The 24711-nt window shown below is 74.6% G+C and carries 24 protein-coding genes; 19 read left to right on the top strand and 5 right to left on the bottom strand.

Translation table 11 applies throughout. The features are described from left to right. Positions 1-19 precede the first annotated feature (19 nt). The 13 genes from ACQUFX_RS17405 (at position 20) to dapB (ending at position 12998) form a co-directional block, all read left to right on the top strand. Positions 20-1075, top strand: a complete 1056-nt coding sequence (locus ACQUFX_RS17405) for a TRM11 family SAM-dependent methyltransferase (protein ID WP_428961419.1) — start codon at positions 20-22, stop codon at positions 1073-1075. Positions 1076-1109: 34 nt separating this feature from the next. Continuing rightward, entirely contained in the window at positions 1110-1403 is a 294-nt protein-coding gene (locus ACQUFX_RS17400; protein WP_428961418.1) for a DUF503 domain-containing protein, read from the top strand. 176 nt (positions 1404-1579) lie between these two features. Beyond that, the gene (gene rbfA, locus ACQUFX_RS17395; RefSeq protein ID WP_428961417.1) at positions 1580-2080 is read left to right on the top strand and encodes a 30S ribosome-binding factor RbfA; all 501 of its coding nucleotides are present in this window, start codon (positions 1580-1582) and stop codon (positions 2078-2080) included. Then, positions 2077-3174, top strand: coding sequence for a DHH family phosphoesterase (locus tag ACQUFX_RS17390; RefSeq protein WP_428961416.1), 1098 nt, complete (start codon positions 2077-2079; stop codon positions 3172-3174). The genes rbfA and ACQUFX_RS17390 overlap by 4 nt, the downstream gene beginning before the upstream one ends. 23 nt (positions 3175-3197) lie before the next feature. After that, complete coding sequence (locus ACQUFX_RS17385; RefSeq protein WP_428961415.1) at positions 3198-3605, top strand: hypothetical protein; 408 nt, start codon at positions 3198-3200, stop codon at positions 3603-3605. Then, complete coding sequence (locus ACQUFX_RS17380; RefSeq protein ID WP_428966987.1) at positions 3605-3814, top strand: DUF6186 family protein; 210 nt, start codon at positions 3605-3607, stop codon at positions 3812-3814. Before ACQUFX_RS17385 ends, ACQUFX_RS17380 begins: the two co-directional genes overlap by 1 nt. 498 nt (positions 3815-4312) lie before the next feature. Next, positions 4313-5629 carry an MATE family efflux transporter gene (locus tag ACQUFX_RS17375; RefSeq protein WP_428961414.1) on the top strand — a complete coding sequence of 439 codons (1317 nt, stop codon included), beginning with the start codon at positions 4313-4315 and terminating at the stop codon, positions 5627-5629. 51 nt (positions 5630-5680) lie between these two features. Beyond that, the gene (gene truB / locus ACQUFX_RS17370) at positions 5681-6565 is read left to right on the top strand and encodes a tRNA pseudouridine(55) synthase TruB (protein ID WP_428961413.1); all 885 of its coding nucleotides are present in this window, start codon (positions 5681-5683) and stop codon (positions 6563-6565) included. Positions 6566-6666: 101 nt separating this feature from the next. Then, positions 6667-7593, top strand: a complete 927-nt coding sequence (locus tag ACQUFX_RS17365; RefSeq protein ID WP_428961412.1) for a bifunctional riboflavin kinase/FAD synthetase — start codon at positions 6667-6669, stop codon at positions 7591-7593. Positions 7594-7776: 183 nt separating this feature from the next. Next, positions 7777-8046 (top strand): 30S ribosomal protein S15, encoded by a 270-nt coding sequence (gene rpsO, locus ACQUFX_RS17360; RefSeq protein ID WP_067365384.1) that lies wholly within the window; start codon positions 7777-7779, stop codon positions 8044-8046. 234 nt (positions 8047-8280) lie between these two features. Next, complete coding sequence (locus ACQUFX_RS17355) at positions 8281-10647, top strand: polyribonucleotide nucleotidyltransferase (RefSeq protein WP_428961411.1); 2367 nt, start codon at positions 8281-8283, stop codon at positions 10645-10647. A gap of 96 nt (positions 10648-10743) precedes the next feature. Next, complete coding sequence (locus ACQUFX_RS17350; RefSeq protein ID WP_428961410.1) at positions 10744-12102, top strand: M16 family metallopeptidase; 1359 nt, start codon at positions 10744-10746, stop codon at positions 12100-12102. A gap of 125 nt (positions 12103-12227) precedes the next feature. After that, positions 12228-12998, top strand: coding sequence for a 4-hydroxy-tetrahydrodipicolinate reductase (gene dapB / locus ACQUFX_RS17345; protein WP_428961409.1), 771 nt, complete (start codon positions 12228-12230; stop codon positions 12996-12998). On the opposite strand, the gene ACQUFX_RS17340 is transcribed toward dapB, so the two are convergent. Then, positions 12967-14067 (bottom strand): sigma-70 family RNA polymerase sigma factor, encoded by a 1101-nt coding sequence (locus ACQUFX_RS17340; RefSeq protein WP_428961408.1) that lies wholly within the window; start codon positions 14065-14067, stop codon positions 12967-12969. The genes dapB and ACQUFX_RS17340 overlap by 32 nt on opposite strands. Before the next feature lie 90 nt (positions 14068-14157). Beyond that, complete coding sequence (locus ACQUFX_RS17335; protein ID WP_067365392.1) at positions 14158-14736, bottom strand: GNAT family N-acetyltransferase; 579 nt, start codon at positions 14734-14736, stop codon at positions 14158-14160. Between the two features lie 35 nt (positions 14737-14771). On the opposite strand from ACQUFX_RS17335, the gene ACQUFX_RS17330 reads away from it, so the two are divergent. Then, a complete protein-coding gene (locus ACQUFX_RS17330) occupies positions 14772-16109 on the top strand; it encodes a glycosyltransferase family 87 protein (protein WP_428961407.1) in 1338 nt (445 codons plus the stop codon). Here ACQUFX_RS17330 and ACQUFX_RS17325 read toward each other — a convergent pair. Further along, positions 16008-16559, bottom strand: coding sequence for a GNAT family N-acetyltransferase (locus ACQUFX_RS17325; protein WP_428961406.1), 552 nt, complete (start codon positions 16557-16559; stop codon positions 16008-16010). The genes ACQUFX_RS17330 and ACQUFX_RS17325 overlap by 102 nt on opposite strands. Positions 16560-16638: 79 nt before the next feature. Between ACQUFX_RS17325 and ACQUFX_RS17320 the strand changes: the two genes are divergently transcribed. The 5 genes from ACQUFX_RS17320 (at position 16639) to ACQUFX_RS17300 (ending at position 22294) form a co-directional block, all read left to right on the top strand. Continuing rightward, the gene (locus tag ACQUFX_RS17320; protein WP_428961405.1) at positions 16639-17868 is read left to right on the top strand and encodes a winged helix-turn-helix domain-containing protein; all 1230 of its coding nucleotides are present in this window, start codon (positions 16639-16641) and stop codon (positions 17866-17868) included. Further along, positions 17865-18437 carry a DUF2752 domain-containing protein gene (locus ACQUFX_RS17315; protein WP_428961404.1) on the top strand — a complete coding sequence of 191 codons (573 nt, stop codon included), beginning with the start codon at positions 17865-17867 and terminating at the stop codon, positions 18435-18437. Before ACQUFX_RS17320 ends, ACQUFX_RS17315 begins: the two co-directional genes overlap by 4 nt. A gap of 397 nt (positions 18438-18834) precedes the next feature. After that, on the top strand, positions 18835-19572 hold the full coding sequence (thyX, locus tag ACQUFX_RS17310; protein WP_428966986.1) for an FAD-dependent thymidylate synthase: 738 nt from the start codon (positions 18835-18837) through the stop codon (positions 19570-19572). Between the two features lie 54 nt (positions 19573-19626). Beyond that, positions 19627-20553 carry a 4-hydroxy-tetrahydrodipicolinate synthase gene (dapA, locus tag ACQUFX_RS17305; protein ID WP_428961403.1) on the top strand — a complete coding sequence of 309 codons (927 nt, stop codon included), beginning with the start codon at positions 19627-19629 and terminating at the stop codon, positions 20551-20553. Between the two features lie 52 nt (positions 20554-20605). Next, the gene (locus ACQUFX_RS17300) at positions 20606-22294 is read left to right on the top strand and encodes a ribonuclease J (RefSeq protein WP_428961402.1); all 1689 of its coding nucleotides are present in this window, start codon (positions 20606-20608) and stop codon (positions 22292-22294) included. A 226-nt stretch (positions 22295-22520) separates the two neighbouring features. Here the strand turns inward: ACQUFX_RS17300 and ACQUFX_RS17295 are convergent, their stop codons facing one another. Next, the gene (locus tag ACQUFX_RS17295; protein WP_428961401.1) at positions 22521-24140 is read right to left on the bottom strand and encodes a YbjN domain-containing protein; all 1620 of its coding nucleotides are present in this window, start codon (positions 24138-24140) and stop codon (positions 22521-22523) included. Further along, positions 24137-24607: a type III secretion system chaperone family protein gene (locus ACQUFX_RS17290; protein WP_428961400.1), complete on the bottom strand. Its 471-nt coding sequence runs from the start codon at positions 24605-24607 to the stop codon at positions 24137-24139. The genes ACQUFX_RS17295 and ACQUFX_RS17290 overlap by 4 nt, the downstream gene beginning before the upstream one ends. Positions 24608-24711: the final 104 nt, after the last annotated feature.

The following is a 24711-nucleotide window of genomic DNA, read 5'->3' as shown; positions in this document are numbered from 1 at the left end:
GCCTGGGACAATCTCCGGCGTGCCCAGGTACGCGCTGCTCCTCGCCCCCTCCACCAACCGTGTCTACGCCGACGCCGCCGGCCGGCTGGCCCGCGCCGAGCTGGAGATCTTCGCCGGCTCGGGAGTGCTCGACGCCGCCCCGACCCGGGCCGGCACGGACCGCATCGCCGGGGTGGAGTACCTGACCTTCGACGTGCCCGACCCGGGCCTGGGGGAGCGGGACCTGGCCTACCTGGCCAACCTGTCGGCGGCGTACGCGCTCTTCGAGCGGGTGGGGGAGACCCTGCTGCGGCCGGTGCCGCTGTGGCCCCTGGCCCGGTACGACTCCGACCTGATCACCATCCCCAAGTACCCGGGTAAGACCAACGAGCAGTTCACCCGGCTGCTGCTCAACGCCACCCTGCTCGCCTCCGCCTCGGCCCCGGCGATGCTGGATCGCCGGCTGGTGGTGCTCGACCCCCTCTGCGGCCGGGGCACCACCCTCAACCAGGCCCTGATGTACGGCTACGACGGGATCGGGGTGGAGCACGACGGCAAGGACGTCGACTCCTACGCCGCCTTCCTGCGCACCTGGCTCAAGCGCAAGCGGCTCAAGCACAGCGCCGAGCTGACCCCGGTGCGCCGGGACCGCAAGCTGGTGGCCCGCCGTTTCGAGGCGGTGCTGGCCCCTTCCCGCGAGGCCCACCAGGCCGGCGACACCCAGCGGGTCACCCTGTTGCACACCGACACCCTCCGGGCCCGGGAGGCCCTGCGCCCCCGCTGCGCCGACCTCGTCGTGACCGACGCGCCGTACGGGGTGGCCCACGGCAGCCGTACCGGGCGGGAGCTGTCCCGCAGCCCGCTGGACCTGCTCACCGCCGCCGTACCGGTCTGGCGGGAGCTGCTGCGTCCCGGTGGGGCCCTGGGGCTGTCCTGGAACACCCACGTGACCCCCCGCCGGGCCGCCGAGGCGGTGCTGACCGGGGCGGGGCTGCGGGTGGTGGACGGGCCGGGGTACCTCGGTCTGTCGCACCGGGTGGACCAGGCGATCGAGCGGGACGTGCTGGTGGCGGTCGCCCCGGCCGAAACCGGGTGACCGCAGGGGGCCCTCCGGCGTACCGTTGCTCGCCGTGTACACGGGAACTGCCTGTTTCGACCTGTTGCTGCCCGGGGACTCCCGCTCCCTGAAGGCCAAGCGCTCCTACGTCCGGCCGATCGTCGCCGCGCTGCGGAAATTCGAGGTCGCCGCCGCCGAGGTGGGGTCGCTGGAGCTGCACGGCCGGACCCAGATCGGGGTGGCCGTGGTCTCCGCCGAGGCGGCCCACGTGCGGGAGGTGCTCGATTCGTGCGAGCGGCTGGTGGCCGCCCGGCCGGAGGTCGAGCTGCTCTCGGTCCGCCGTCGCCTGCACGGGGCGGAGGAGTGACCCGGCGCTCGGGCGGACCCCGGCGGCGGCCGATGTCACCGGGCGGCCGGGCAGCGGCGGCGGCGCGCGGGCGGTCCGGTCACGCGGGTAGTGTTCGGGATGTCGGCGGTCGGGCCCGGCGGCGCGGGGCGCCGTCGTCTCCGACCGGTAGCAGGTAGGTCCTGGAGGTGGGGGAGATGACGGATCCGGCCCGGGTACGTCGGCACGCGGAGCGGGTGCGTGAACTGGTCGCGTCGGTGGTGCGCAGCCAGATCAAGGACCCCCGGCTCGGCATGATCACCATCACCGACGCCCGGATCACCGCCGACCTGCGGGACGCGACGGTCTTCTACACGGTGCTCGGTGACGCCGCGGCCCAGTCCGGCACCGCCGCCGCGCTGGAGAGCGCGAAGGGCATGCTGCGCAGCACCGTCGGCAAGGCGCTCGGGCTGCGCCACTCGCCGACCCTCACGTTCGTCCTCGACGACGTGCAGGACCAGGTCAAGCACATCGACGACCTGCTGGCCCAGGCGCGCACCGCCGACGCCGAGGTGCAGCGGCTGGCCGCCGGGAAGGCGTACGCGGGCGAGGCCCAGCCGTACCGGCTGGACGAGGACGACGAGGACGACGTCGACGGGTCCGACGAGCCCGCCGGGTCCGCCGCCGAGGTGCCGCCCCCGGGCGGGGACCGGCGGTGACCGGACCCGCCGGCACGGTGCTGAGCGGTACGGGGTCCGACGCGGGCCCCACCGGGGCCGACTGGGCCGCCGCCGTCGACGCGGTGCGTCAGGTGCCGGCCGACGGCCGGGTGCTGCTGATCTGCCACGTCAACCCGGACGGGGACGCGCTGGGCAGCATGCTCGGGTTCGGGCTGGGGCTGCGTCGCCTCGGCGTACGCCGGTTGCAGGCGACCTTCCCCGGCCCGCCGGAGGTGCCGGAGCCCTTCCACGGCCTGCCCGGCCTGGACCTGCTGGTGCCGGCGAGCGAGGCGTACCCCGATCCGGACCTGGTGGTCTGCTTCGACGCGGCGAGCGCGTCGCGCCTCGGCGACCTGGTCGACCGGCTGGCCACGGCCGGCACCGCGCTCGTCCTGGACCACCACGCCTCGAACACCCGCTTCGGCGGCATCCACCTGGTGGATCCGGCGGCCGCGGCGACCTCGGTGGTGGTCGAGGGGCTGCTGGACCGGCTCGGCGTGCCGCTGGACGCCGGGATCGCCGAGTGCCTGTACGTCGCCCTGACCACGGACACCGGCTCGTTCCGCTTCGAGGCGACCACCCCGGCGGTGCACGAGATGGCGGCGCGGCTGCTGGCCACCGGCATCCGGCCGGGCGACATCTCCCGGCGGATCTTCGACCACCGGCCGTTCGGCGCGGTCCGGCTCTTCGGCGAGGTGCTCGGCCGGGCGCGGCTGGAGCCGTCGGCGGCCGGCGGCCGGGGCCTGGTCTGGACCTACGCCACCCTGGACGACCTGGCCCGGCACGGGCAGCGGCCGTACGTGCTGGAGGCGTTGATCGACTCGGTGCGGTGCACCGCCGAGGCGGACGTGAGCTGCGTGGTCAAGCAGGTCGCCGCCGAGGAGTGGGCGGTCTCCCTGCGCAGCAAGGGCGCGGTGGACGTCAGCCGGGTCGCGGTCGCGCTCGGCGGCGGCGGGCACCGGTTCGCGGCGGGCTTCACCGGCCGGGGTACGGCCGACGAGGTGGTGGAGCGGATCCGGGGGCAGCTCGACGACGCCGTGATCGGCGGTGGAGATCAGGAAGATCAGCGACGGGTGTCGGTCTTCCCGCGTTGAGTGACGGCAGGGAGAATTGGCGGATGGAGCAGCCGCACGATCTCGCCGTCGACGCGTCCCGGGTCTGGGACCGTCCGATCGTCACCGTGCCGGTGCTGATCTGCCTGTCGCTGGTGGGCGGTCACCTGCCCTCGTTCTCCACGGCTGCCAACCTCTACACGCTGGGCACCGGGGGCGCGCTGATCTGGCTCGGCCTCGGTAACCGGGCGGCCCGCCGGCCGGCCCCCCGCCGGCTGCCCTCCGGGGTGCTCTGGTGGCTGCTGCCGGTCGCCCTCTTCGTGGTGCTGGAGGCGGCGACGTTCGCGATGGCGGCGAAGGACGAGTTCCCGACCTTCTCCCGGCTCGCCGATCCGCTGCTGGAGGAGGAGTTGCTCCGGTCGGCGGCCTGGATGCTCTGGCTGGCCACCTTCTGGGGGCTGGTGCGGCGATGATGCGGACGATCGCCATCACCGGCTTCCTGCTCTCCCTGGTGCTCTTCGCGGTGGTCGAGTGGGCGTCGCGGCGCGAGGGCTCCCGGATCCCCTCCATCGGTGACGTCTGCGCCTACCTGATGCGGTACGAGGTGGGGCCGGTGCCGGTGGGGCGGATCGGTCTGCTCGGCTTCTGGTGGTGGGTCGGCTGGCACTTCCTGGCCCGCTGATCGTCAAGTCCTCCGCCCAGAGTGTGGGATCGCCGGGCAGCATGTGGACCTGAACGTTAACTTGGGAAACGGCCTGCGGCGCGCCGTGCGCAGGTCGTGGGCGGTGGCGTCGCATCAGGCGTCGCCTCCCTCCAGGGTCGCAACCGACCCGGGCGCACGCTGCCAGGCGCTGCTCCGGTGATCCCGGACCGCTGCCCGGCGCTCAGCTGAATCGCCCGCCGGCCGCCGGTGCGGTGGCCACACCCTGGAAGGGGACGTTCCATGCCGACCAAGCCCAAGCCCGACACCGCGAGCACGGCCACCGACGAGGCCCGGGAGCAGGCCCGCCGCGCCCTGCAGACCTCGATGGACACCCGCCAGTAGTCCTCACCCGCAGCACGTCGGTGCCCCGGCCGCCCACGGCGCCGGGGCACCCGCTCGTCGTCCCTGCCCCGGCAGGTGTGAGTAAGCGCCTGTAAGGGTTGTGGTGCTTACTGGGAGCGTGCCAGGATCTGGCCGATGAGCGAGTCCAGGGTTGTCGCCGCGTCGCCCCGCCGGATCGCCGCACTGGCGTTGCCCGCCCTGGTCGTGCTCGCCGCCGAGCCGCTCTACGTCCTGGTCGACACGGCGGTGGTCGGGCACCTCGGTCGGGTGCCGCTGGCCGCGGTCGCCATCGGCGGCACGGTGATGACGCTGATCGCCTGGCTCGGCACGGTGGTGGCGTACGGCACCACCGGGCGGGCGGCCCGCCGCTTCGGGGCGGGGGACCGGGCGGCGGCGGTCGCCGAGGGCGTCCAGGCGTCCTGGCTGGCGCTCGGGGTGGGGCTGCTGGTGGCGCTCGCCATGCAGGTCGTCGGCGGCCCGCTGGCGCGGGGCCTGGCCGGCGGCCCCGGCGAGGTGGCCGAGGCGGCCGGCCAGTGGATGAGGATCGCCGCGCTCGGCGCCCCCGGCCTGCTGCTCGCCGCCGCCGGCAACGGCTGGATGCGGGGCGTCCAGGACACCCGCCGCCCGCTGGCGTTCGTGCTCGGGCCGAACCTGCTCTCCGCCGTGCTCTGCCCGCTGCTGGTCTACCCGCTCGGGCTGGGCCTGACCGGGTCGGCGGTGGCGAACGTGGTGGCGCAGACCATCGGTGGCGGGCTCTTCGCCGCCGCGCTGGTCGCCGAGCGGGTGCCGCTGCACCCCCGGCCCCGGCTGATCCGCCAGCAACTCGTGCTCAGCCGCGACCTGCTCATCCGGGGCGTGGCCTTCCAGGCCAGCTTCCTCTCCGCGACGGCGGTGGCGTCCCGGTTCGGCGCCGCCACGGTCGGCGCCCACCAGATCACCCTGCAACTGTGGTTCTTCACCGCGCTGCTGCTCGACGCGCTGGCCATCGCCGCCCAGGCCCTGGTCGGCGCGGCGCTGGGGGCGGGCGACGCCCCGGCGGCACGGGCCCTGGCCCGCCGGTTCGCGCTGCTCGGCCTCGGCTGCGGGGTGCTCTTCGCGCTGCTGGTCGTCGCCGGTGCGGGGGTGGTCCCGTCCTGGTTCAGCACCGACGCGCAGGTGCACGCGCAGGCGCGGCTGGCCTGGCCGTGGTTCGCCGCGATGCTGCCGCTGGCCGGGGTGGTGTTCGCCCTCGACGGGGTGCTCATCGGCGCCGGGGACGTCCGGTACCTGCGCAACCTGACCGTGGTGGCGGCGGTGGGCGGCTTCCTGCCGGCGATCTGGACGGCGTACGTCTGGGATCTCGGTCTGGGTGGGATCTGGGCCGGGCTGACCCTGTTCGTGGTGCTCCGGCTCGGCGCGCTGCTGCTGCGGCTGCGCTCCGGGGCCTGGGCGGTGGTGGGGGTGGTCCGCTGAGCCCACCACCGGGTGGGGCGGGCCCGGGGGCTTCTGGCAGGCTTGGCGGTCGTGAGTACCGACGGTCTGATCGTGGTGGACAAGCCCGGCCGCATGACGTCGCACGACGTGGTGGCGCGCATCCGGCGACTGGCCCGGACCCGCCGGGTGGGGCACGGCGGGACGCTGGACCCGATGGCCACCGGCGTGCTGGTGATCGGGGTCGGCCGGGCCACCCGGCTGCTGACGTACGTGATCGGGGCGGGCAAGAGCTACACCGCCACGGTCCGGCTCGGCCAGAGCACCGTCACCGACGACGCCGAGGGCGAGGTGACCGCCAGTAAGCCGGCCGACGCGGTGACCGACGAGGCGGTCCGCGCCGCGCTGGCCGACCTGACCGGCGAGATCGACCAGGTGCCGAGCGCGGTCAGCGCCATCAAGATCAACGGCCAGCGGTCGTACCACCGCGTGCGGCAGGGCGAGAGCGTCGACCTGCCCGCCCGGCGGGTCACCGTGTCCCGGCTCGACCTGCTCGCCGTGCGCCGGGAGACACCGGGCGTGGTGGACGTCGACGTGGCGGTGACCTGCTCCTCCGGCACGTACGTGCGCGCGTTGGCCCGTGACGCCGGGCGGGCGCTGGCCGTCGGCGGCCACCTGACCGCGCTGCGCCGTACCGCGGTCGGCGGGTTCGCCCTCGACGAGGCCGCCACCCTCGACGAGCTGGAGCAGCGCGCCCCCGAGGTGGTCAACCTCCCGCTCCCGGCGGCGGCCGACCGGTTCTTCACGCGCCGGGACGCCACCGCCGACGAGGCGCGGATCCTCTCCCACGGCGGGCCGCTCGCCCCGGCCGGCATCGCCGGGCCGTACGCGGTCTTCGATCCGGCCGGTGGGTTGGTCGCTATCGTCAGCGAGCGGGACGGGCGGGCCCGCGCGGAGATCGTGCTCGCGCCGGCCTGACGCCGGCCCCGGAGGCCGGCGGGGCCGCCGGGCGGGCGGCGGGACGCGGTAGGAGCGGTAGGCGAGGCCGCCGGAGCGCCGGCGCGGAGAGGGATGGGGTCATGCAGCGGTGGCGGGGGTACGACGCGACGCCGGGCGGCTGGGGACGGTCGGTGGTGACCATCGGCGTCTTCGACGGCGTGCACCGGGGGCACCAGGCGACCATCGGGCACGCGGTGGCCCGCGCCCGGGAACTCGGCGTGCAGTCGGTGGTGGTGACCTTCGACCCGCACCCGGCCGAGGTGGTGCGCCCCGGGTCGCACCCGGCCGTGCTGACCGAGCCGGCCCGCAAGGCGGAACTGATCGAGGCCCTCGGCGTCGACGCGCTCTGCGTGGTGCCGTTCACCCCGGAGTTCTCCCGGCTCTCCGCCGAGGCGTTCGTGCACGACATCCTGGTCGCGAACCTGCACGCCACCCTGGTCGTGGTGGGCGCGAACTTCCGCTTCGGGCACCGCGCCGCCGGTGACGTGGCGCTGCTGGAACGCCTCGGCCGGACCTTCGGCTTCGGGGTGGAGGACGGCCCGCTGGTCGCCGAGGGGGGCACGGTCTTCTCGTCCACGTACATCCGGTCCTGCATCGACGCCGGGGACATGGCCGCCGCCGCGGCGGCGCTGGACCGCCCGCACCGGCTGGAGGGGGTGGTGGTCCGGGGCGACCAGCGCGGCCGGGAGCTGGGGTTCCCCACCGCCAACCTGCTCTGTCACGGGTACGCGGCGGTGCCGGCGGACGGGGTGTACGCCGCCCGGCTGGTCCGGCGCGGGCATCCCGACCTGGCCGCGGCGGTGTCGGTCGGCACCAACCCGACCTTCTCCGGCCGGGAGCGTCGGGTGGAGGCGTACGCGCTGGACTTCTCCGGCGACCTCTACGGCGAGCGGGTGGCCCTGGACTTCGTCGCCCGGCTGCGCGGTCAGGTGCGGTACGACTCGGTCGAGCCGCTGCTGGCGCAGATGGGCGAGGACGTGTCGCAGGTCCGCGAGCTTCTCCTCTGACATCCCGGCGGACCTTCACCGGGCGGTTCGCCGGTGAGCTGGTACTCTGGCGGGGACGTCGGCTGACCGACGATGGGCCTCGCGTGCCTGCACGACGCCGCGGGTGCGAGGTTCAGTCCGCCCGGTGCTCTCGTTTCACCGGGGCGACGGACTCACGTGACGAACCCAGAGAACAGGGAGAAAATGGCGCTCGACCAGGAGAGCAAGGCCAAGATCCGGGCGGAGTACGCGACCGCCGAGGGTGACACCGGTTCGCCCGAGGTGCAGGTGGCTGTCCTCACCAAGCGGATCGCCGAGCTGACCGAGCACCTGAAGGTGCACAAGCACGACCACCACAGCCGCCGTGGGCTGCTGCTGCTGGTGGGCCGGCGTCGCCGGCTGCTCAACTACGTCCAGAAGAAGGACATCAACCGCTACCGGTCGCTCATCGAGCGACTCGGCCTGCGCCGGTGACGTGACGGGGGAGTGGCCGACCGGCCGCTCCCCCGTGCGGCGTCACCACCGAAGAACCGGGCCGCGCGACCAACCCGAGTAGGGGAGCCGCTCAGCGCACCGGTCTCCGGTAGTGGCCTCCGGGCGACCCGGCTCGACAGCCGGCCCGTCCGGGCGCTTCGATCGAAGACCGGCCGTCTGAACCAGCTCCTCACGCGTCGCGGGGCCCCCGATGCGAAGGAGTAAGTCCAGAACATGACCGAGACCAACCTCGGCACCGAACACCGCACCGCCGTGATCGACAACGGGTCCTTCGGCACCCGTGAGGTCACCTTCTCCACCGGTCGGCTGGCCCGCCAGGCCGCCGGCTCCGTCATCGCCCAGCTCGGCGAGACGGTCGTCCTCTCCGCCACCACCGCCGGCAAGCAGCCGAAGGAGCAGTTCGACTTCTTCCCGCTGACCGTGGACGTGGAGGAGCGGATGTACGCCGCGGGCCGGATCCCCGGCTCGTTCTTCCGCCGCGAGGGCCGGCCCAGCGAGGACGCGATCCTCACCTGCCGGCTGATCGACCGGCCGCTGCGCCCGTCGTTCGTCAAGGGCCTGCGCAACGAGGTCCAGGTCGTCGAGACCGTCCTCGCGCTCGACCCGCAGCACCCGTACGACGTGGTGGCTATCAACGCCGCCTCGATGTCGACCAAGCTCTCCGGCCTGCCGTTCTCCGGCCCGATCGGGGCGACCCGGATGGCGCACGTGGACGGCCAGTGGGTCGCCTTCCCGACCCACGAGGAGCTGGCCCGGGCCACCTTCGACATGGTGGTCGCCGGTCGTGCCCTGCCGGACGGCGACGTCGCGATCATGATGGTCGAGGCCGAGGCCACCGAGCACACCGTGGCGCTGGTCGCCGGCGGCGCGCCCGCCCCGACCGAGGAGGTCGTGGCGAGCGGTCTGGAGGCCGCCAAGCCGGCCATCCGCGAGCTGTGCCGGGCGCAGAGCGAGCTGGCCGAGGTGGCCGCCAAGCCGGTCGCCGATTTCCCGGTCTTCCTGGAGTACTCCGACGACGCCTACGACGCGGTGGCCGAGCTGGCCCGCGCCGAGGTCGCCGAGGCGCTGAAGATCGCCGGCAAGGCCGACCGCGAGGAGGCCCTGGACCGGGTCAAGGCGCGCGTCGGCGAGGAGTTGGGCCCGCGTTTCGAGGGCCGGGAGAAGGAGCTGTCGGCGGCGTTCCGGTCGCTGACCAAGTCCGAGGTCCGCAACCGGGTGCTGCGCGAGCAGGTCCGGATCGACGGTCGGGGCCCGCGGGACATCCGCCCGCTGACCGCCGAGGTCGGCGTGCTGCCCCGGGTGCACGGCTCGGCGCTGTTCGAGCGGGGCGAGACCCAGATCCTGGGCGTCACCACGCTGAACATGCTGCGCATGGAGCAGTCGCTGGACACCCTCTCCCCGGAGAAGTCCAAGCGCTACATGCACAACTACAACTTCCCGCCGTACTCCACCGGTGAGACCGGTCGGGTCGGCTCGCCGAAGCGGCGGGAGATCGGCCACGGCGCGCTCGCCGAGCGGGCGCTGATCCCGGTGCTGCCGTCGCGGGAGGAGTTCCCGTACGCGATCCGGCAGGTCTCCGAGGCGCTCGGCTCGAACGGCTCCACCTCGATGGGGTCGGTCTGCGCCTCCACCCTGGGTCTGCTCTCGGCGGGTGTGCCGCTGAAGGCCCCGGTCGCCGGCATCGCCATGGGCCTGATCTCCGACGAGGTCGAGGGCAAGACCGAGTACGTGACGCTGACCGACATCCTCGGTGCCGAGGACGCCTTCGGCGACATGGACTTCAAGGTCGCCGGCACCCGGGACTTCGTCACCGCGCTCCAGCTCGACACCAAGCTCGACGGCATCCCGTCGGACGTGCTGGCCGCCGCGCTCCAGCAGGCGCACGAGGCCCGGCAGACCATCCTGGACGTGATGCAGGCGGCGATCGAGGCCCCGGCCACCATGTCGGACTACGCGCCGCGGGTCACCACCGTGAAGATCCCGGTCGACAAGATCGGCATGGTGATCGGCCCGAAGGGGCAGACCATCAACGCCATCCAGGACGAGACCGGCGCCGAGATCTCCATCGAGGACGACGGCACGATCTACGTCGGCGCGACCAACGGCCCGTCCGCGCAGGCGGCGGTGGAGCGGATCAACGCGATCGCCAACCCGACGCTGCCGAAGGTCGGGGACAAGTTCCTCGGCACGGTGGTCAAGACGGCCGCGTTCGGCGCGTTCGTCTCGCTGCTGCCCGGCCGCGACGGCCTGCTGCACATCTCCAAGGTGGGCGACGGCAAGCGGGTCGAGAAGGTCGAGGACTTCCTCAACGTCGGCGACAAGGTCGAGGTGGAGATCGCCGACATCGACCAGCGCGGCAAGATCTACCTGGACAAGGTCCGCCCGGAGGGCGCCGAGGCGCCGGCCGCCGGTGAGGCCGCCGGTGGCGAGCGTCCGGCCAGCCGGGACCGGGGCGACCGGGCTCCGCGCGACCGGGGTGACCGCGACCGGGGCGACCGGGGCGCGCGTGCTCCGGAGCGGGGCGAGGGTGGCGAGGGCGGCGGCGAGTCGCGCCCGCGTCGCCGGACCCGGCACAGCTAGTTTCCCCGACCGGCCGGGTGGGCGCCGAGGGCGTCCACCCGGCCGGTTTCGTGACATCGCACCCACCACCCCTCGTCGACGTGAGAGCAGGTTTCCGTGAGTCGGGCCCCGCGTTCGTCCTCTCCTGCGGATCGACGGGGGGTGACCCCCCGGGCGGTCACCCGGACGCTCGACGAGGACCCGTTGGGCGGCACGGTCCGTCGTACCGTGCTGCCCAGCGGGCTGCGGGTGCTCACCGAGGCGATCCCGACCACGCGCAGCGTGTCGTTCGGCGTCTGGGTGGCGGTCGGCTCCCGCGACGAGACCGGCACGCAGTCGGGTGCCGCGCACTTCCTGGAGCACCTGCTCTTCAAGGGCACCCACAAGCGGACCGCCCTGGACATCTCGGCGCAGATCGAGGCGGTGGGGGGCGAGACGAACGCCTTCACCACCAAGGAGTACACCTGCTACTACGCCCGGGTGCTGGACGAGGACCTGCCGCTGGCCATCGACGTCATGTGCGACCTGGTCGCCGACTCGGTGCTGGCCGCCGCCGACGTGGAGACCGAGCGCGGCGTCATCCTCGAAGAGATCGCCATGCACGACGACGAGCCGGGTGACGAGGTGCACGACCTCTTCGTCCGGGCGGTCTACGGCGACCACCCGCTCGGCCGGCTGATCTCCGGCACCGAGGAGACGGTCACCCCGATGACCCGCCGGCAGATCCACCACTTCTACCGTCGCCGGTACACCCCGCCGCAGATCGTCGTCGCCGCCGCCGGCAACCTGGACCACGCCGCCGTGCTCCGGCTGGTCCGCCAGGCGTTGCGGGGCACCCCGCTGGACACCGAGCGTGCCACCCCCGCGCCGCCCCGGCCGCGCACCCCCGGGGTACGCACCCGGCCGGCCGCCACCGTGGTCGAGCCGAAGGAGACCGAGCAGGCGCACGTCATCCTGGGCTGCCCCGGCATCGACCGCCTCGACGAGCGCCGGTTCGCCCTCGGGGTGCTCAACAACGTGCTCGGCGGCGGGATGTCCAGCCGGCTGTTCCAGGAGATCCGGGAACGGCGTGGCCTGGCCTACTCGGTCTACTCGTACGCCAGCCAGTACGCCGACAGCGGCCTCTTCGCCGTCTACGCCGGCTGTGCCCCGGGCAAGCTGGACGAGGTGCTGACGCTGACCCGGGCGGAGCTGGGCCGGGTCGCCGCCGACGGGCTCACCGAGGCCGAGGTGGCCCGGGGCAAGGGCATGAGCAAGGGCTCGTTCGTGCTGGGGCTGGAGGACACCGGCTCCCGGATGAGTCGGCTGGCCAAGGGGGAGCTGCTCTACGGCACCCTGATGCCGGTCGACGAGCTGCTGGCCCGGGTCGACGCGGTGACCGTGGACGAGGTGAACGCCCTCGCCGCCGAACTGCTCGCCCGGCCGATGTCGCTGGCCGTGGTCGGCCCGTTCGGCGCGGACGACTTCACCGGCTGATCCGGCTGACGATGTCACCGGCTGGCCCGGTGGCGCGGTGGACCGGCCGACCCGGTGGACCGGCGCGCGTGGGACCGGGCGGTCCTGACGGTGCCCGACGCCCGGGTTGGGATAGGTTGTGGCCCGTGACTGACGAGCAGGTGAAGGGCCCGGACGCGATCCGGGTCGGTGTGCTGGGTGCCCGGGGCCGGATGGGTGTCGAGGTGTGCAGGGCGGTCGACGCGGCCGGCGACCTCGATCTCGTGGTCGAGGTCGACCAGGGGAACGACCTCGCCGCCGTCGCCGACGCCGGTGCCCGGGTGGTCGTCGACTTCACCACCCCGGACGCCGTCATGGACAACCTGCGGTGGTGCGTCGACCGGGGGATCAGCGTGGTCGTCGGCACCAGCGGCTTCACCGCGCAGCGGCTGGAGCAGGTCCGGGGCTGGCTGGCCGACCGCCCCGGGGTGGGCGTGGTGATCGCCCCCAACTTCGGCCTCGGCGCGGTGCTGATGATGCAGTTCGCCGCGAAGGCCGCCCGGTACTTCGAGTCCGTCGAGATCATCGAGCAGCACCACCCGCGCAAGCTCGACGCCCCCAGCGGCACCGCCACCCACACCGCCCGGCTGATCGGTCAGGCCCGCGCCGAGGCCGGGCTCGCCCCGCCGCCGGACGCCACCACCGACGAACTGCCGGGCGCGCGGGGCGCCCAGGTCGACGGGGTACGGGTGCACGCGGTCCGCTCCCTCGGGCTGGTCGCCCACCAGGAGGTGCTCTTCGGCACCCTCGGCGAGACGCTGACCATCCGGCACGACTCGTACGACCGGGTCTCGTTCATGCCGGGGGTGCTGCTGGCCGTCCGCGCGGTCGTCGACCGGCCCGGCCTCACCGTCGGCCTGGACGCCCTGCTCGACTGAGCGGGCCCGGGGCCGCGCGGGAGAGGCGGGCCGGCAGGCCGAACCGGCCGGGCAGCCGGGGATCGAGGAAGTAGTGGATCCCGGCGACCGTCCCGCCGGCGAGCGCCAGCACCTGGACGGAGAACGGCCTCCACCCGCCGGCCGGGTCGGGACGGTACTGCGCGAAGGCCGGGGCGCCGTTGGCCGTCACCGGGACCAGCCGGGACCCCGCGCATCCGGCCCCCGGCCCGCGCATCCAGGCGGCGATGTCGGCCCGCCCGCGCAGCCACATCCGGTACGGCGGCATGGTGTGCACCGCGTCCTCCCGCAGCAGCGTCACCAGCGCGTCGATGTCGTACCGCTCGAAGCTGCGGACGTACCGGTCGAGCAGGTCGTGGTGGGCGGGGTCCAGGTCGGCCGCGGGCGTCGTCGCCGCGCCCGGCCCGGCGTGGCGGGTGGTGGCGCGGGCCCGTTGCAGGGCGCTGGTCACCGCCGGCACGGAGGTGCCCAGCAGGTCGGCGACCTCCTCGGCGGTCCAGCGCAGCACGTCGCGGAGGATGAGCACGGCCCGCTGCCGGGGCGGCAGCAGTTGCAGGGCGGTGAGGAACGCCAGCCGGACCGACTCCCGGGCCACGGCCGCCTCGGCGGGGTCGGCCGCGTCGGCGAGCACCGACCCGTCCGGGGCCGGCGACACCCAGCGCCCGGGCACCGGCTCGCCCATCGCCGCCGCGACCGGCGCCGACGGGTCGCCGACGTCCATCGGCAGGGCCCGCCGCCGGTTGCCGCGCAGCAGGTCCACGCAGACGTTGTGGGCGATCCGGTACAGCCAGGTCCGGGGGCTGGACCGGCCGTCGAAGGAGTCGCCGTGCCGCCAGGCCCGCAGCAGGGTCTCCTGCACCGCGTCCTCGGCGTCGAAGACCGAGCCGAGCATGCGGTAGCAGTACCCGGTCAGCTCCCGCCGGTGCCCGGCCAGCCCCGCCGCCCAGGGCTCCGCCGGTGCCGCCCGGTCGTCGGTCGCCCGGTCGTCGGCCGCCCGGTCGTGAGTCGCCGGGTCGTGAGTCGCCCGGCTGCCGGCCACGAGCGAGGTCATCGCCCACCCCCCGGTGTCGTCCCGTCCGTCCGGGCCACCGTAGGCCAGGGGGGTGACAGAACGACGGGCCCCGCGCCGGGCGGGGCCGCCTCAGGCCGGCTCGGCCGCCGGGGGCACCGTCACGTGCAGCCGGACCTGGGGCACGAGCATGTCGTCGACGTCCAGCGCGCGGGCCGCCCCGTCCAGCTCCCAGCCCGCGCTGGTGAGGAACTTCCGGGTCGGCTCGTCGCCGTCGAAGGCCCAGGCCACCGCCCGGTCGAGGCCGTCGGCCCGCCACCCGTCGACCATCGCCGCGAGCAGCCGGCTGCCGTGCCCCCGCCGCCCCCAGCGGGGCTCGACCAGCAGGTCGGTGACGGCCGCGACGCCGTCGCCGAGCCCCTCGGCCGGCTCGTTCGGGGCCAGCGCCTCGGCGTCGGCCGGGCCGGAGGCGGCAAACCCCACCAGATAGGATTGCTCGGCCTGTTCGACGGCGACCAGCACCCGGTGCGCGTCGGAGGGCGGCTGGAGCACCGCCGCGCTCCACCGCCGGGCGAGATACTCCTCGTCCAGGTTGTCCAGCACGTGCCGGGGCAGGATCCGGCGGTACGCGACCCGCCAGGTCGCGAGCTGGATGCGTGCGATCTCACCGGCGTCGTCACCACGCGCCGGGCGGACGTACCCGAGAGCCATGGCACGTGAGCCTACGCAGGGCGAGGAGGGCGACGGTGGCGCAGGGTCCCGGTCAGGCGCGGGCGGGGCGGTCCGGCCGGACGGTCGGGCAGGTGCTCGCGGTGCTGGTCCTGGCCGTCGTGGTGGCCTGGTTCCTCTCCGTGGCCGCCGTCCGGCACGGCTTCTTCGACCTCAACGTGTACTACGGGGCGCTCACCTTCTGGGTGCACGACGGCGGCGAGATCTACGACTTCCTCAAGCCCGGCACCCAGTACGGCTTCACCTACCCGCCGTTCGCCGCGCTGGTCATGCTCCCGATGGCGTACCTGTCGTGGCACGCGGCGATCGTGGTCAGCGTCACCGCCAGCGTGGTGGTCAGCGCGCTGGTGATCTGGTGGCTGCTCGACCCGGTCGCCCGCCGCAGCGGCTGGACCCGCTGGTTCACCCTCGCCGTGGCGCTCTGCCTGGCGGCGGCCTTCGAGCCGATGCGGGAGACGGTCAACTTCGGCCAGGTCAACATGCTGCTGCTCTTCCTGGTCGCGGTGGACCTGCTGCGCCTGCTGCCGGCCGGCAGCCGCTGGGCGGGGGTGGGCATCGGCCTGGCCACCGCGATCAAGCTGACCCCGGGGATCTTCCTCGTCCACCTGCTGGTCACCCGGCAGTGGCGGGCCGCGCTCACCGCGACCGGCACCGCCGCCGGCACCACGCTGGTCGCCGCCGCGCTCTTCCCGAACGCGTCCCGGGAGTTCTGGACCAGCGCGCTGTGGAACACCGGCCGGGTGGGGGAGTTGGCGTTCGTCTCCAACCAGTCGCTGCGCGGGGTGGTGGCCCGGCTCTCCCCGGACCACCCGAGCACCCTGGGCTGGGCGGCCCTGGTGCTGGTCACCCTGGCGGTCTGGGCGTGGCGCATCCGGGCCGCCGCGGCGGCCGGCGACCACGCCACCGGGTTCGCCCTGACCGGCGTGGTGATGTGCCTGGTCAGCCCGGTGACCTGGGTGCACCACCTGGTCTGGCTGCTGCCCGGGTTGATCCTGCTGGTCGACAACGGCATGGCCGCGCCCGCCCGCAGCCCCCGGCGCCGCCTGCTGCTGGTCGCCGCCGCCGTCGGGTACCTCCTGCTCATCAGCCGGATCGTCTGGGCCTGGGAGGGGGAATCCGGCGGCCTGGACGGCTTCCTGGGCAGCAACACCTACGTCTGGATCAGCCTGGCCCTGCTGCTGTTCCTGCCGATCCGGCGCGGCACCGCCCCGCCCGGCGACACCCCGGCCGGCCCGTCGCCGGCCGGGCCCGGGTCAGCCGACGACCGCTCCGGCGTAGCGCAGCTCGACCAACCCGACCGGGGTACGCCCACCGGCCAACGGCACCGGGTAGGTGGCCCGCTCCCCGTCGGGTGACAGCCCGGCCCGCGCGCAGAAGCGGCGGGCCCGCTGGTTGGCCGCCAGCACCCAGAGCCGGTACTCGGTCCAGCCCCGCTCGGCCAGCCCGGCCCGCGCCGCCGCGAGCAGGGTGCCGGCCGTGCCGTCGCCCCACCGGGCCGGCTCGACGAAGAGCGAGACCACCTCGCCGTACGCCGGGTCCAGGTCGTCCCGGTCCTGGTTGTTGCGGTACGGGCCGAACGAGGTGAAGCCGACCACCCGGCCACCCGCCTCGGCGAGCAGGGTGGTGAACGGGTGCTCCGGCCCGGCGGTGCCGAGGTCCCGCCGCCGCTGGGCCCAGGCGGCGACGTTGAGCCGGGCCAGCACCTCCTCGGGCATGATCCCGGCGTACCCGGAGCGCCAGCCGTGCACGTGCACCCGGGCGACCGCCTCGGCGTCGTCGGGTCCCTCCCGCCGGATCGTCACCATTGCACCGTTGTATGCCCCGGTACGCCCCGAGTCCAGGTTCCCCGTGTCGTGTCGTACCCGTGTCTTAGGGTTCCTGACGATGGCCGCACCGGAATCGCTCTCCCTCGCCCAGGCCCGGCGGGTGGCGCTCGCCGCCCAGGGCTTCGCCGACCCGGCGCCCACCGCGGTGCCCACCCGCCGGCACCTGCGCCGGGTGCTCGACCGGGTCGGGCTGATCCAGATGGACTCGGTCAACGTCCTGCAACGGGCGCACTACCTGCCGCTGTACAGCCGGCTCGGGGCCTACCCGACCGTAATGCTGGACGCCGCCGCCTACCGCCGCCCCCGGGAGCTGTTCGAGTACTGGGGGCACGAGGCCTCCCTGGTGCCGGTGGCGCTGCACCCGGCGCTGCGCTGGCGGATGGCGCGGGCGCACGACGAGTCCTGGGGCGGGATGCGGCGCATCGCCCAGGAGCAGCCCGGGCTGGTCGCCTGGGTCCGCGACGAGGTGGCCGCGCGGGGCCCGCTCACCGCCGCCGAGATCGAGCACGACGCGCCCCGGGAGACCGGCAACTGGGGCTGGAACTGGTCGGCGGTCAAGCGTGCCCTGGAGTACCTGTTCTGGGCCGGTGAGGTCACCGCCGCCGAGCGCACCACCTCCTTCGCCCGCCGGTACGACCTGCCCGAGCGGGTGTTGCCGGCGACGGTGCTGGCCGCGCCCACCCCGACCGACGCGGACGCCCACCGGGCCCTGGTCGCGATCGCCGCCCGCAGCCTCGGGGTGGCCGCCGAGCCTGAGCTGCGCGACTACTTCCGGCTGCCGCTGGCCGGCGCCCGGCGGGCGGTCGCCGAGCTGGTCGAGGCGGGCGAGCTGACGCCGGTGCGGGTGCCCGGCTGGCGGCAGCCGGCGTACCTGCACACCCAGGCCCGGCTGCCCCGCTGGGTGCGGGGGAACACCCTGGTCAGCCCCTTCGATCCGCTGATCTGGGAGCGGGGGCGCACGGAACGCCTCTTCGGCCTCACCTACCGGATCGAGATCTACGTCCCGGCGGCGCAGCGGGTGCACGGCTACTACGTCCTGCCGTTCCTGCAGGGTGAGCGGTTCACCGCCCGGGTCGACCTCAAGGCGGACCGTAAGGCCCGGGTGCTGCTGGTGCCGGCCGCCTGGATCGAGCCCGGCGCGGACCCGGGCGAGACGGCCGTCGCGCTGGCGGCCGAGCTGCGCCGGCTCGCCGCGTGGCTGGGCCTCGACGCGGTGGCCCCGCCCGCCGCCGGTGATCTCGCCGGTCCGCTGGCCGCCGCGTTGGCGAGCCGCTCCGGTGTACCGTGAGCGGCGTGACGAGCGTTGACGGAGCCACCGCCCAGCCCGGCCCCGCGAGCACCCCCACCGAGCCGTCCGGCCTGCCCGAGCCGTCCGGCCCCACGGGGCCGCCGCCGCACCTGGTCGCCGAGCCGGACCGGCTGACCCGCTTCGTGACCCGGCTCTACGCGCGCTCGCCGCGCTGGGTGGTGCCGCTGGCGGCGGTCGGCTGTGTCGCCGCCGGCATCGGCTACACGCTGCTCAGCGACCCGACCCGGTCCGCCCCCGACGCGGTTCCGTCCTGCCTGCTCAAGCTGACCACCGGGCTGGACTGTCCCGGCTGCGGCGGCACCCGCGCCCTCTGGTACGTGCTGCACGCCGACATCCCCGCCGCCGCCCGCCACCACTTCCTCTTCGTCTTCGCCCTGCCCTTCCTGGCGTACCTCTTCGTCACCTGGGCCGGCCGGGAGGCGTTCGGCTGGCGCCTGCCCGAGCTGCGGATCAGCCCGAAGATGATCGGTGGCTTCCTCGGCGTCTGGCTGGCCTTCTCCGTCGCCCGCAACCTGCCCTGGGCCCCGTTCACCAGCCTCTACGTCTGACCGGCCGGGCTGGCCGCCGCCCCGGGCGGGAACCGTTCTCGGCGGTCCTTTCGAGCTGCCCCACCGGTGGGACCACGATCCCGTCGCCACGCCCCCCGCTGCCTGCGCGCCCCGTCCACCCGCCTGCGCCCAATCCACCCGCCTGCGCCCCCACCCGCTGGGGCTGCCGTCGGCCCGCCCGGCCTCGTGCCTTTCGTGTTCCTTCGCCGCGCTCTGGCGGGCGGAGTCGCGCCTGCAGCCCTGTTCGCGCCTGTTCGCGTGCCCCGTTCGTGAGGGCAGCTCGAAAGGGGCGGGCGGTGGCACCGCCGTCGCGCCGGGCGGGTACGGCACCGGGTCGGGCGGTATGCCGGAGTTGGGCGGACGGCCGGCGGCCACTACAGTCGCAGGAATGCCGGACATGGTGCAGCCGCAGGTCAAGCTCATCGCGTGGACCCATTTCGAGGCCCCGGACGACGTTCCGTGGTCGACCGACGCGGAGGGTGGCCAGGCCCTGGCCGAGTTCGCCGGGCGGGCCTGCTACCAGAGCTGGAAGAAGCCGAACCCGGCCACCGCCACCAACGCCGGCTACCTGGCGCACATCCTGGAGGTCGGCCACCTGTCGGTGCTGGAGCACGGCTCGGTGACCTTCTACTTCACCGGCGTCTCCCGCTCCTTCACCCACGAGCTGATCCGGCACCGGCACTTCTCGTACTCGCAGCTCTCCCAGCGGTACGTGCCGGAGCGGGACGCGGCGATGGTCGAGCCCGCGGTGATCGCCGAGGACCCCGAGCTGCACAAGAAGTTCGTCGAGGCCGCCGAGGCCAGCGTGCGGGCGTACACCGACCTGCTGGAGGGGCTCGAGCAGCGCTTCGCCGACGAGCCCAACCCGACCCTGCGGCGCAAGCAGGCCCGGCAGGCGGCGCGGGCGGTGCTGCCCAACGCCACCGAGACCCGGATCGTGGTCACCGGCAACTACCGGGCCTGGCGGCACTTCATCGCGATGCGCGCCACCGAGCACGCCGACGTGGAGATCCGCGAGCTGGCGGTGGAGTGCCTGCGCCAGCTCCAGCGGGTCGCCCCGAACGTCTTCGACGACTTCGTCGTCTCCACGCTGCCCGACGGGACCGAGGTGGCGGCCACCCCGCACGCCGGGTGAGTCCTGCGCCCTTCCCCGGCGGGCCCCGGGCGGCCGTCCGCTAGGTTGGAGGGTATGACCCACGACCACCCTGTCGCGCCCGCCCGGGGCGCGTCGCGCCCCTTCGGGCGACTGCTCACGGCCATGGTGACCCCGTTCACGGCCGACGGCTCTCTGGACGCCGACGGGGCCGCCCGGCTGGCCCACCATCTCGTTGACGAGCAGGGCGCCGACGCCGTGGTGGTCAACGGCACCACCGGTGAGTCCCCCACCACCACCGACGCGGAGAAGGAGCGCCTGATCCGGGTCGTCGTCGAGGCGGTCGGCGACCGCGCCCGGGTCGTCGCCGGGGTCGGTACCAACGACACCCGGCACACCATCGAGCTGGCCACCACCGCCGAGAAGGCCGGCGCGCACGGCCTGCTGGTGGTGACCCCGTACTACAACAAGCCGCCGCAGGCGGGGCTGCTGCGGCACTTCACCGCCGTCGCCGACGCCACCGGGCTGCCGGTGATGCTCTACGACATCCCGCACCGCGCCGGCGTGCCGATCGAGACCGAGACGCTGGTCCGCCTCGCCGAGCACGGCCGGATCGTGGCGGTGAAGGACGCCAAGGGCGACCTGATGGCCACCTCCTGGGTGACCAGCCGCACCGAACTGGCCTTCTACAGCGGCGAGGACGCGCTGACCCTGCCCGCCCTGGCGATCGGCTGCGTCGGGGTGGTCGGCACCTCGACCCACTTCACCGGCGCGCTGACCCAGCGGATGATCGAGGCGCACGACGCCGGTGACGGGGCGACCGCACTGGCCCTGCACCGGCGGCTGCTGCCGCTGTTCACCGGGATCTTCCGCAGCCCGGGCACGATCCTGGTCAAGGCCGGGCTGGCGGCGAAGGGGCTGCCCGCCGGGCCGGTGCGCCCCCCGCTGGTGGACGCGACCCCGGAGGAGATCGCCCAGCTCCGGGCCGACTGCGCGGCGGCGGACCTGGCACTACCCGAATGATCGAACGACGAGACGGGCGTCCGGTGACGGCGCCGCAGAATGAGGTGGACGCGTGACCGAGGCGCACATCGAGACGGAACTGCCCCCGCCGCTGCCGGAGGGCGGCCTGCGGATCACCCCGCTCGGCGGGCTCGGCGCCATCGGTCGCAACATGACCGTCTTCGAGTACGACGGCAAGCTGCTGATCGTCGACTGCGGGGTGCTCTTCCCCGACGTGGAGCAGCCCGGCGTCGACCTGATCCTGCCCGACTTCGGCCCGATCCTGGACCGGCTGGCGGACGTGCAGGCCATCGTGCTCACCCACGGTCACGAGGACCACATCGGCGCGGTGCCGTACCTGCTCGCCCACAAGCCGGACATCCCGCTGGTCGGCTCCCAGTTCACCCTGGCCCTGGTCGAGGCGAAGCTCGCCGAGCGGCGGATCCAGCCGTACACGCTGACCGTGCGGGAGGGGGGCCGGGAGCGGCTGGGGCCCTTCGAGTGCGAGTTCTTCGCGGTCAACCACTCCATCCCGGACGCCTTGGCGGTGGCCATCCGGACCCCGGCCGGCCTGGTGCTGCACACCGGTGACTTCAAGATGGACCAGCTTCCGCTGGACGGTCGGATCACCGACCTGGCCGGCTTCGCCCGGCTCGGTGCGGAGGGCGTCGACCTGCTGCTGTCGGACTCCACCAACGCCGAGATCCCCGGCTTCGTCACCCCGGAGCGGGAGATCGGCCCGGTGCTCGACTCGATCTTCGCGAAGGCCCGGGGGCGGATCATCGTCGCCTCGTTCGCCTCCCACGTGCACCGGGTCCAGCAGGTCTTCGACTCGGCGCTGGAGCACGGCCGCAAGGTCGCCCTGATCGGCCGGTCGATGGTCCGCAACATGGGCATCGCCCGTGACCTCGGCCTGCTCAACATCCCGGCCGGCCTGGTCGTCGGGATCGAGGAGGCCACCGCGCTGCCGCCCGAGCAGATCGTGCTGATGTCCACCGGCAGCCAGGGCGAGCCGATGAGCGCGCTGGGCCGGATGGCCAGCGGGGACCACCGGCACATCACCATCGCCCCCGGCGACACGGTCGTGCTCGCCTCCTCGCTGGTGCCCGGGAACGAGACCTCGGTGTACCGGGTGATCAACCGGCTGGCCCGCGCCGGCGCGGTGGTGGTGCACAAGGACGTGGCGAAGGTGCACGTCTCCGGCCACGCCCCCGCCGGCGAGCTGCTGTACCTGCTCAACGTGGTCCGGCCGAGCAACCTGATGCCGGTGCACGGCGAGTGGCGGCACCTGCGTGCGCACGCCCGCCTGGGCATCGAGTCCGGGGTCGCCCCGGACCGGGTGGTGCTCTGCGAGGACGGCGACGTGGTCGACCTGGTCGAGGGACGCGCCAGCCTGGTCGGGCACGTCAAGAGCCGGTACGTCTACGTCGACGGCCTCGCCGTGGGTGACGTCAGCGAGTCCCTGCTCACCGAGCGGCGCATCCTCGGCGACGGCGGGTTCATCGCCGCGACCGTGGTGGTCGACTCGGTCACCGGCAAGGTGGTCGGCGGGCCGACCGTCTCGGCGAAGGGCTTCTCCGAGGACCCGGAGGCGTTCAACCCGGTGGTGCCGCTGATCACCGAGGCGCTGAACCGGGCGGCGGCGGACGGCATCACCGACCCGCACCAGCTCCAGCAGATCGTCCGGCGCACGGTGGGCCGCTGGGTCAACGACGCGTACCGGCGGCGGCCGATGATCGTGCCCTCGGTCGTGGAGGTCTGACCCGACCCGTTCCCCGGGAGTACGGCCCGCCGGCCGCCGACGGTTCAATCGGGCGACACGGGACATTGTGTCGCCGGTCGATTCAACCGAGGGCGGCCGGTGGCCGTACTCCGACCCGGCGGGCGTACCCCGCGCCGGCCGGGAGGAGCGTGGCGGATGGACCGCAGACGGATGGCGGCCCGGCCGCCCGGCAACCAGGCGCAGGGCGTGACGTCGGGCGCGACGGTCAGGGGAGGGTTGCGACCGCGTCGGCGTACGCGACGCCGGTGGCGACCGCGGCGTCCACCAGGACGGCCACCTGCACCGGGGCCACCCCGTACCCGAGGTCGGTGGTGACGTCCCCGGCGAGCACCAGCTCACCGTTGCCCAGGTCGTGCACGTACGCCCGGGGCAGCAGCCGGTCGTGGTTCCAGGCGTTGCAGAACGCGTACGCCTCGGCGCGGCGCTCCGCCGGCAGGCGGCGCTCGGCGGCGACCCGCGCCTGGAGGACGTCCCCCCGGTCGCCGACCCGGCTGAACTGGATCACCGCCGGACCCCAGCGGCCCAGCACCGTGCCGGTGGCGTCGACGGCGTACCCGTCCCCGCGCCCGTCCAGCACGCCGGTGATCAGGGACAGGCTCAGCGGCACCGGCTCCTCGTCGGCGGGCGGCCGGGCGGCCGGGCTGTCCGCGTCGGGCCCGGCGTCCGCCGGCTCCGCCGGGTCGTCGGGCGGTAGCGGCACCGGCGGGCCGACCGGGCGTTCCGCCAGCCAGGCCGCGATCCGCCCGGACTGGTGGCCGGTGCCGTTGCGGGCGTCGAAGCTGCCGGCCAGGGCGGTGGCGGTGGCGAGCAGGTCCCCGCCGAGGGTGCCGACGTCGAGGTCGGCGGCCGGGCGGCTCCCGTGCCCGGGGCGGTGGATCGTCCGCCCGCCCAGCCCCGCCTCGACCGCCACCGCGCAGACCAGCGCCCCGGCGGCGGCGACCTCCATCGCCCGGCGGTCGTCGGGCGCCCGGTCCAGCCGGGCCACCTGCTCGGCGAGGATCTCCAGCCCGCGGGCCGGGTTCCCGCTCAGCGCGCAGAACCGCAGGTGCGCGGCGAGGTACCCGAACCCGGCCCGGCCCCGCCGGTGCCGCCGGTACGCCCGCACGTGCGCCGCCGCGGCCCGCTGGGTCGCGCCCAGCCGCAGCCAGGGCAGCAGCGCCACGGCCAGCGCGCCCGCCGGCTGGTCGGCGCAGCCCGCCCCGCCCGCGAGGACCGGTTCCAGTTCGGCCACCGCGCCGGCCGGGTCACCCCAGCCGGCGAGCAGGTCGGCCCGGCGTACCGGCAGGCAGTGGGGGCAGCCCCCGGCGGGGTCGGTGCCGGCGGCGTCCCGCCACCGCGCGTACCAGTGCCGGGCGTCCGGCTCGTCGCCGAGCTGGTCGGCGACGCGGCAGCGCAGCTCGGCGACCACCGGCCCGTCGTCCCCGGGTGACCGGGCGGCCAGCTCGTCCAGCATGGACCGGGCCTGGTCCAGGGCCACCCGGGGGGTGCCGAGCAGCGCCTCGACCGCGTACCGCTGGTACCGGCGCAGCGCGTCGACGGTCGCCGGCGACCCGGCCCCGGCGCGGTCGAGCAGGTCGAGGCAGCGGCGGACCGGCTCGAACAGCCGCCACCCCTCGTCACGGTGCAGGTACGTCTCGATCAGCTCGAACCGGGCCCGCAGCGCGAGTGCGGTGTCGCCGGTCGCGTCCGCGCGCCGCGCCACCCGCTCCAGCGCGTCGGCCCGCCCGGGACCGTCCGGCAGGTCCCGGGCGTCGGCCAGCGCCTCCGCGAGGGGCTGGTCGCCCCGGCCGGTCGCCCGGTCCCGCCAGGCCGCCGGCCCGGTCACGCCGGCACCCCGCCGGGGAGGCGGCCGACGGCGGTGGCGAGCCGGCGACCGGCCGAGACGCCCCGGTCGAGCAGCCGGTCGAGCTGGTGCGGGGTCACCCCCCGTTCCAGGTCGGTGACCACCTCACCGTGGACGCGGGCCCGGCCGCCGTCGTCGACGTGCACGAACGCCTTGGGCCAGAGCTGGTCGTGGTTCCACGTGTTGCAGAACGCGTGCAGCGCCGGCACCCGTTCGATGTCGAAGGTCGGCGCGGCCACGGTCCGGACCTGGAGGACCTCCCCGGCGGCGCCGAGGCGGAGGAACCAGATCACGCTGTCGTCCCAGCGGCCGTACGGGTCGCCGCCGGGGCCGGTGTGGACCGGGTACCCCCGGTGGGCCAGGACGGCGGCGACGAGGTCACCGGTCAACGGGCGCAACACCGACGGGTGCCCGGCGAGGGGATCGTCGGAGAAGACCGGCGACACCATCCGACCGCCCTTCCTGGAGAGAGGCGAATATCACGGTCGACGGCGTGGTCCGGGTTGCGACGCGCGGACACGACCCGGAAAAGCGGCGGTCCACCGGCCCGCGC

Source organism: Micromonospora fluostatini (assembly GCF_050410825.1).
In the GTDB taxonomy this organism is placed as follows: domain Bacteria; phylum Actinomycetota; class Actinomycetes; order Mycobacteriales; family Micromonosporaceae; genus Micromonospora; species Micromonospora rosaria.
Note: the sequence above shows the minus strand (reverse complement) of the source record. Positions and strands in the feature narration are given on the sequence as shown.

What these genes read in the sequence shown, in the direction of transcription:
- ACQUFX_RS17365 (WP_428961412.1), top strand. Translation starts at nt 6,667, where the DNA reads ATGCAGCGGTGGCGGGGGTACGACGCGACGCCGGGCGGCTGGGGACGG.
- ACQUFX_RS17375 (WP_428961414.1), top strand. Translation starts at nt 4,313, where the DNA reads ATGAGCGAGTCCAGGGTTGTCGCCGCGTCGCCCCGCCGGATCGCCGCA.
- rbfA (WP_428961417.1), top strand. Translation starts at nt 1,580, where the DNA reads ATGACGGATCCGGCCCGGGTACGTCGGCACGCGGAGCGGGTGCGTGAA.
- rpsO (WP_067365384.1), top strand. Translation starts at nt 7,777, where the DNA reads ATGGCGCTCGACCAGGAGAGCAAGGCCAAGATCCGGGCGGAGTACGCG.
- ACQUFX_RS17340 (WP_428961408.1), bottom strand. Translation starts at nt 14,067, where the DNA reads ATGACCTCGCTCGTGGCCGGCAGCCGGGCGACTCACGACCCGGCGACT.
- ACQUFX_RS17385 (WP_428961415.1), top strand. Translation starts at nt 3,198, where the DNA reads ATGGAGCAGCCGCACGATCTCGCCGTCGACGCGTCCCGGGTCTGGGAC.
- ACQUFX_RS17290 (WP_428961400.1), bottom strand. Translation starts at nt 24,607, where the DNA reads ATGGTGTCGCCGGTCTTCTCCGACGATCCCCTCGCCGGGCACCCGTCG.
- ACQUFX_RS17335 (WP_067365392.1), bottom strand. Translation starts at nt 14,736, where the DNA reads ATGGCTCTCGGGTACGTCCGCCCGGCGCGTGGTGACGACGCCGGTGAG.
- ACQUFX_RS17355 (WP_428961411.1), top strand. Translation starts at nt 8,281, where the DNA reads ATGACCGAGACCAACCTCGGCACCGAACACCGCACCGCCGTGATCGAC.
- thyX (WP_428966986.1), top strand. Translation starts at nt 18,835, where the DNA reads ATGGTGCAGCCGCAGGTCAAGCTCATCGCGTGGACCCATTTCGAGGCC.
- ACQUFX_RS17325 (WP_428961406.1), bottom strand. Translation starts at nt 16,559, where the DNA reads ATGGTGACGATCCGGCGGGAGGGACCCGACGACGCCGAGGCGGTCGCC.
- dapA (WP_428961403.1), top strand. Translation starts at nt 19,627, where the DNA reads ATGACCCACGACCACCCTGTCGCGCCCGCCCGGGGCGCGTCGCGCCCC.
- ACQUFX_RS17320 (WP_428961405.1), top strand. Translation starts at nt 16,639, where the DNA reads ATGGCCGCACCGGAATCGCTCTCCCTCGCCCAGGCCCGGCGGGTGGCG.
- ACQUFX_RS17380 (WP_428966987.1), top strand. Translation starts at nt 3,605, where the DNA reads ATGCGGACGATCGCCATCACCGGCTTCCTGCTCTCCCTGGTGCTCTTC.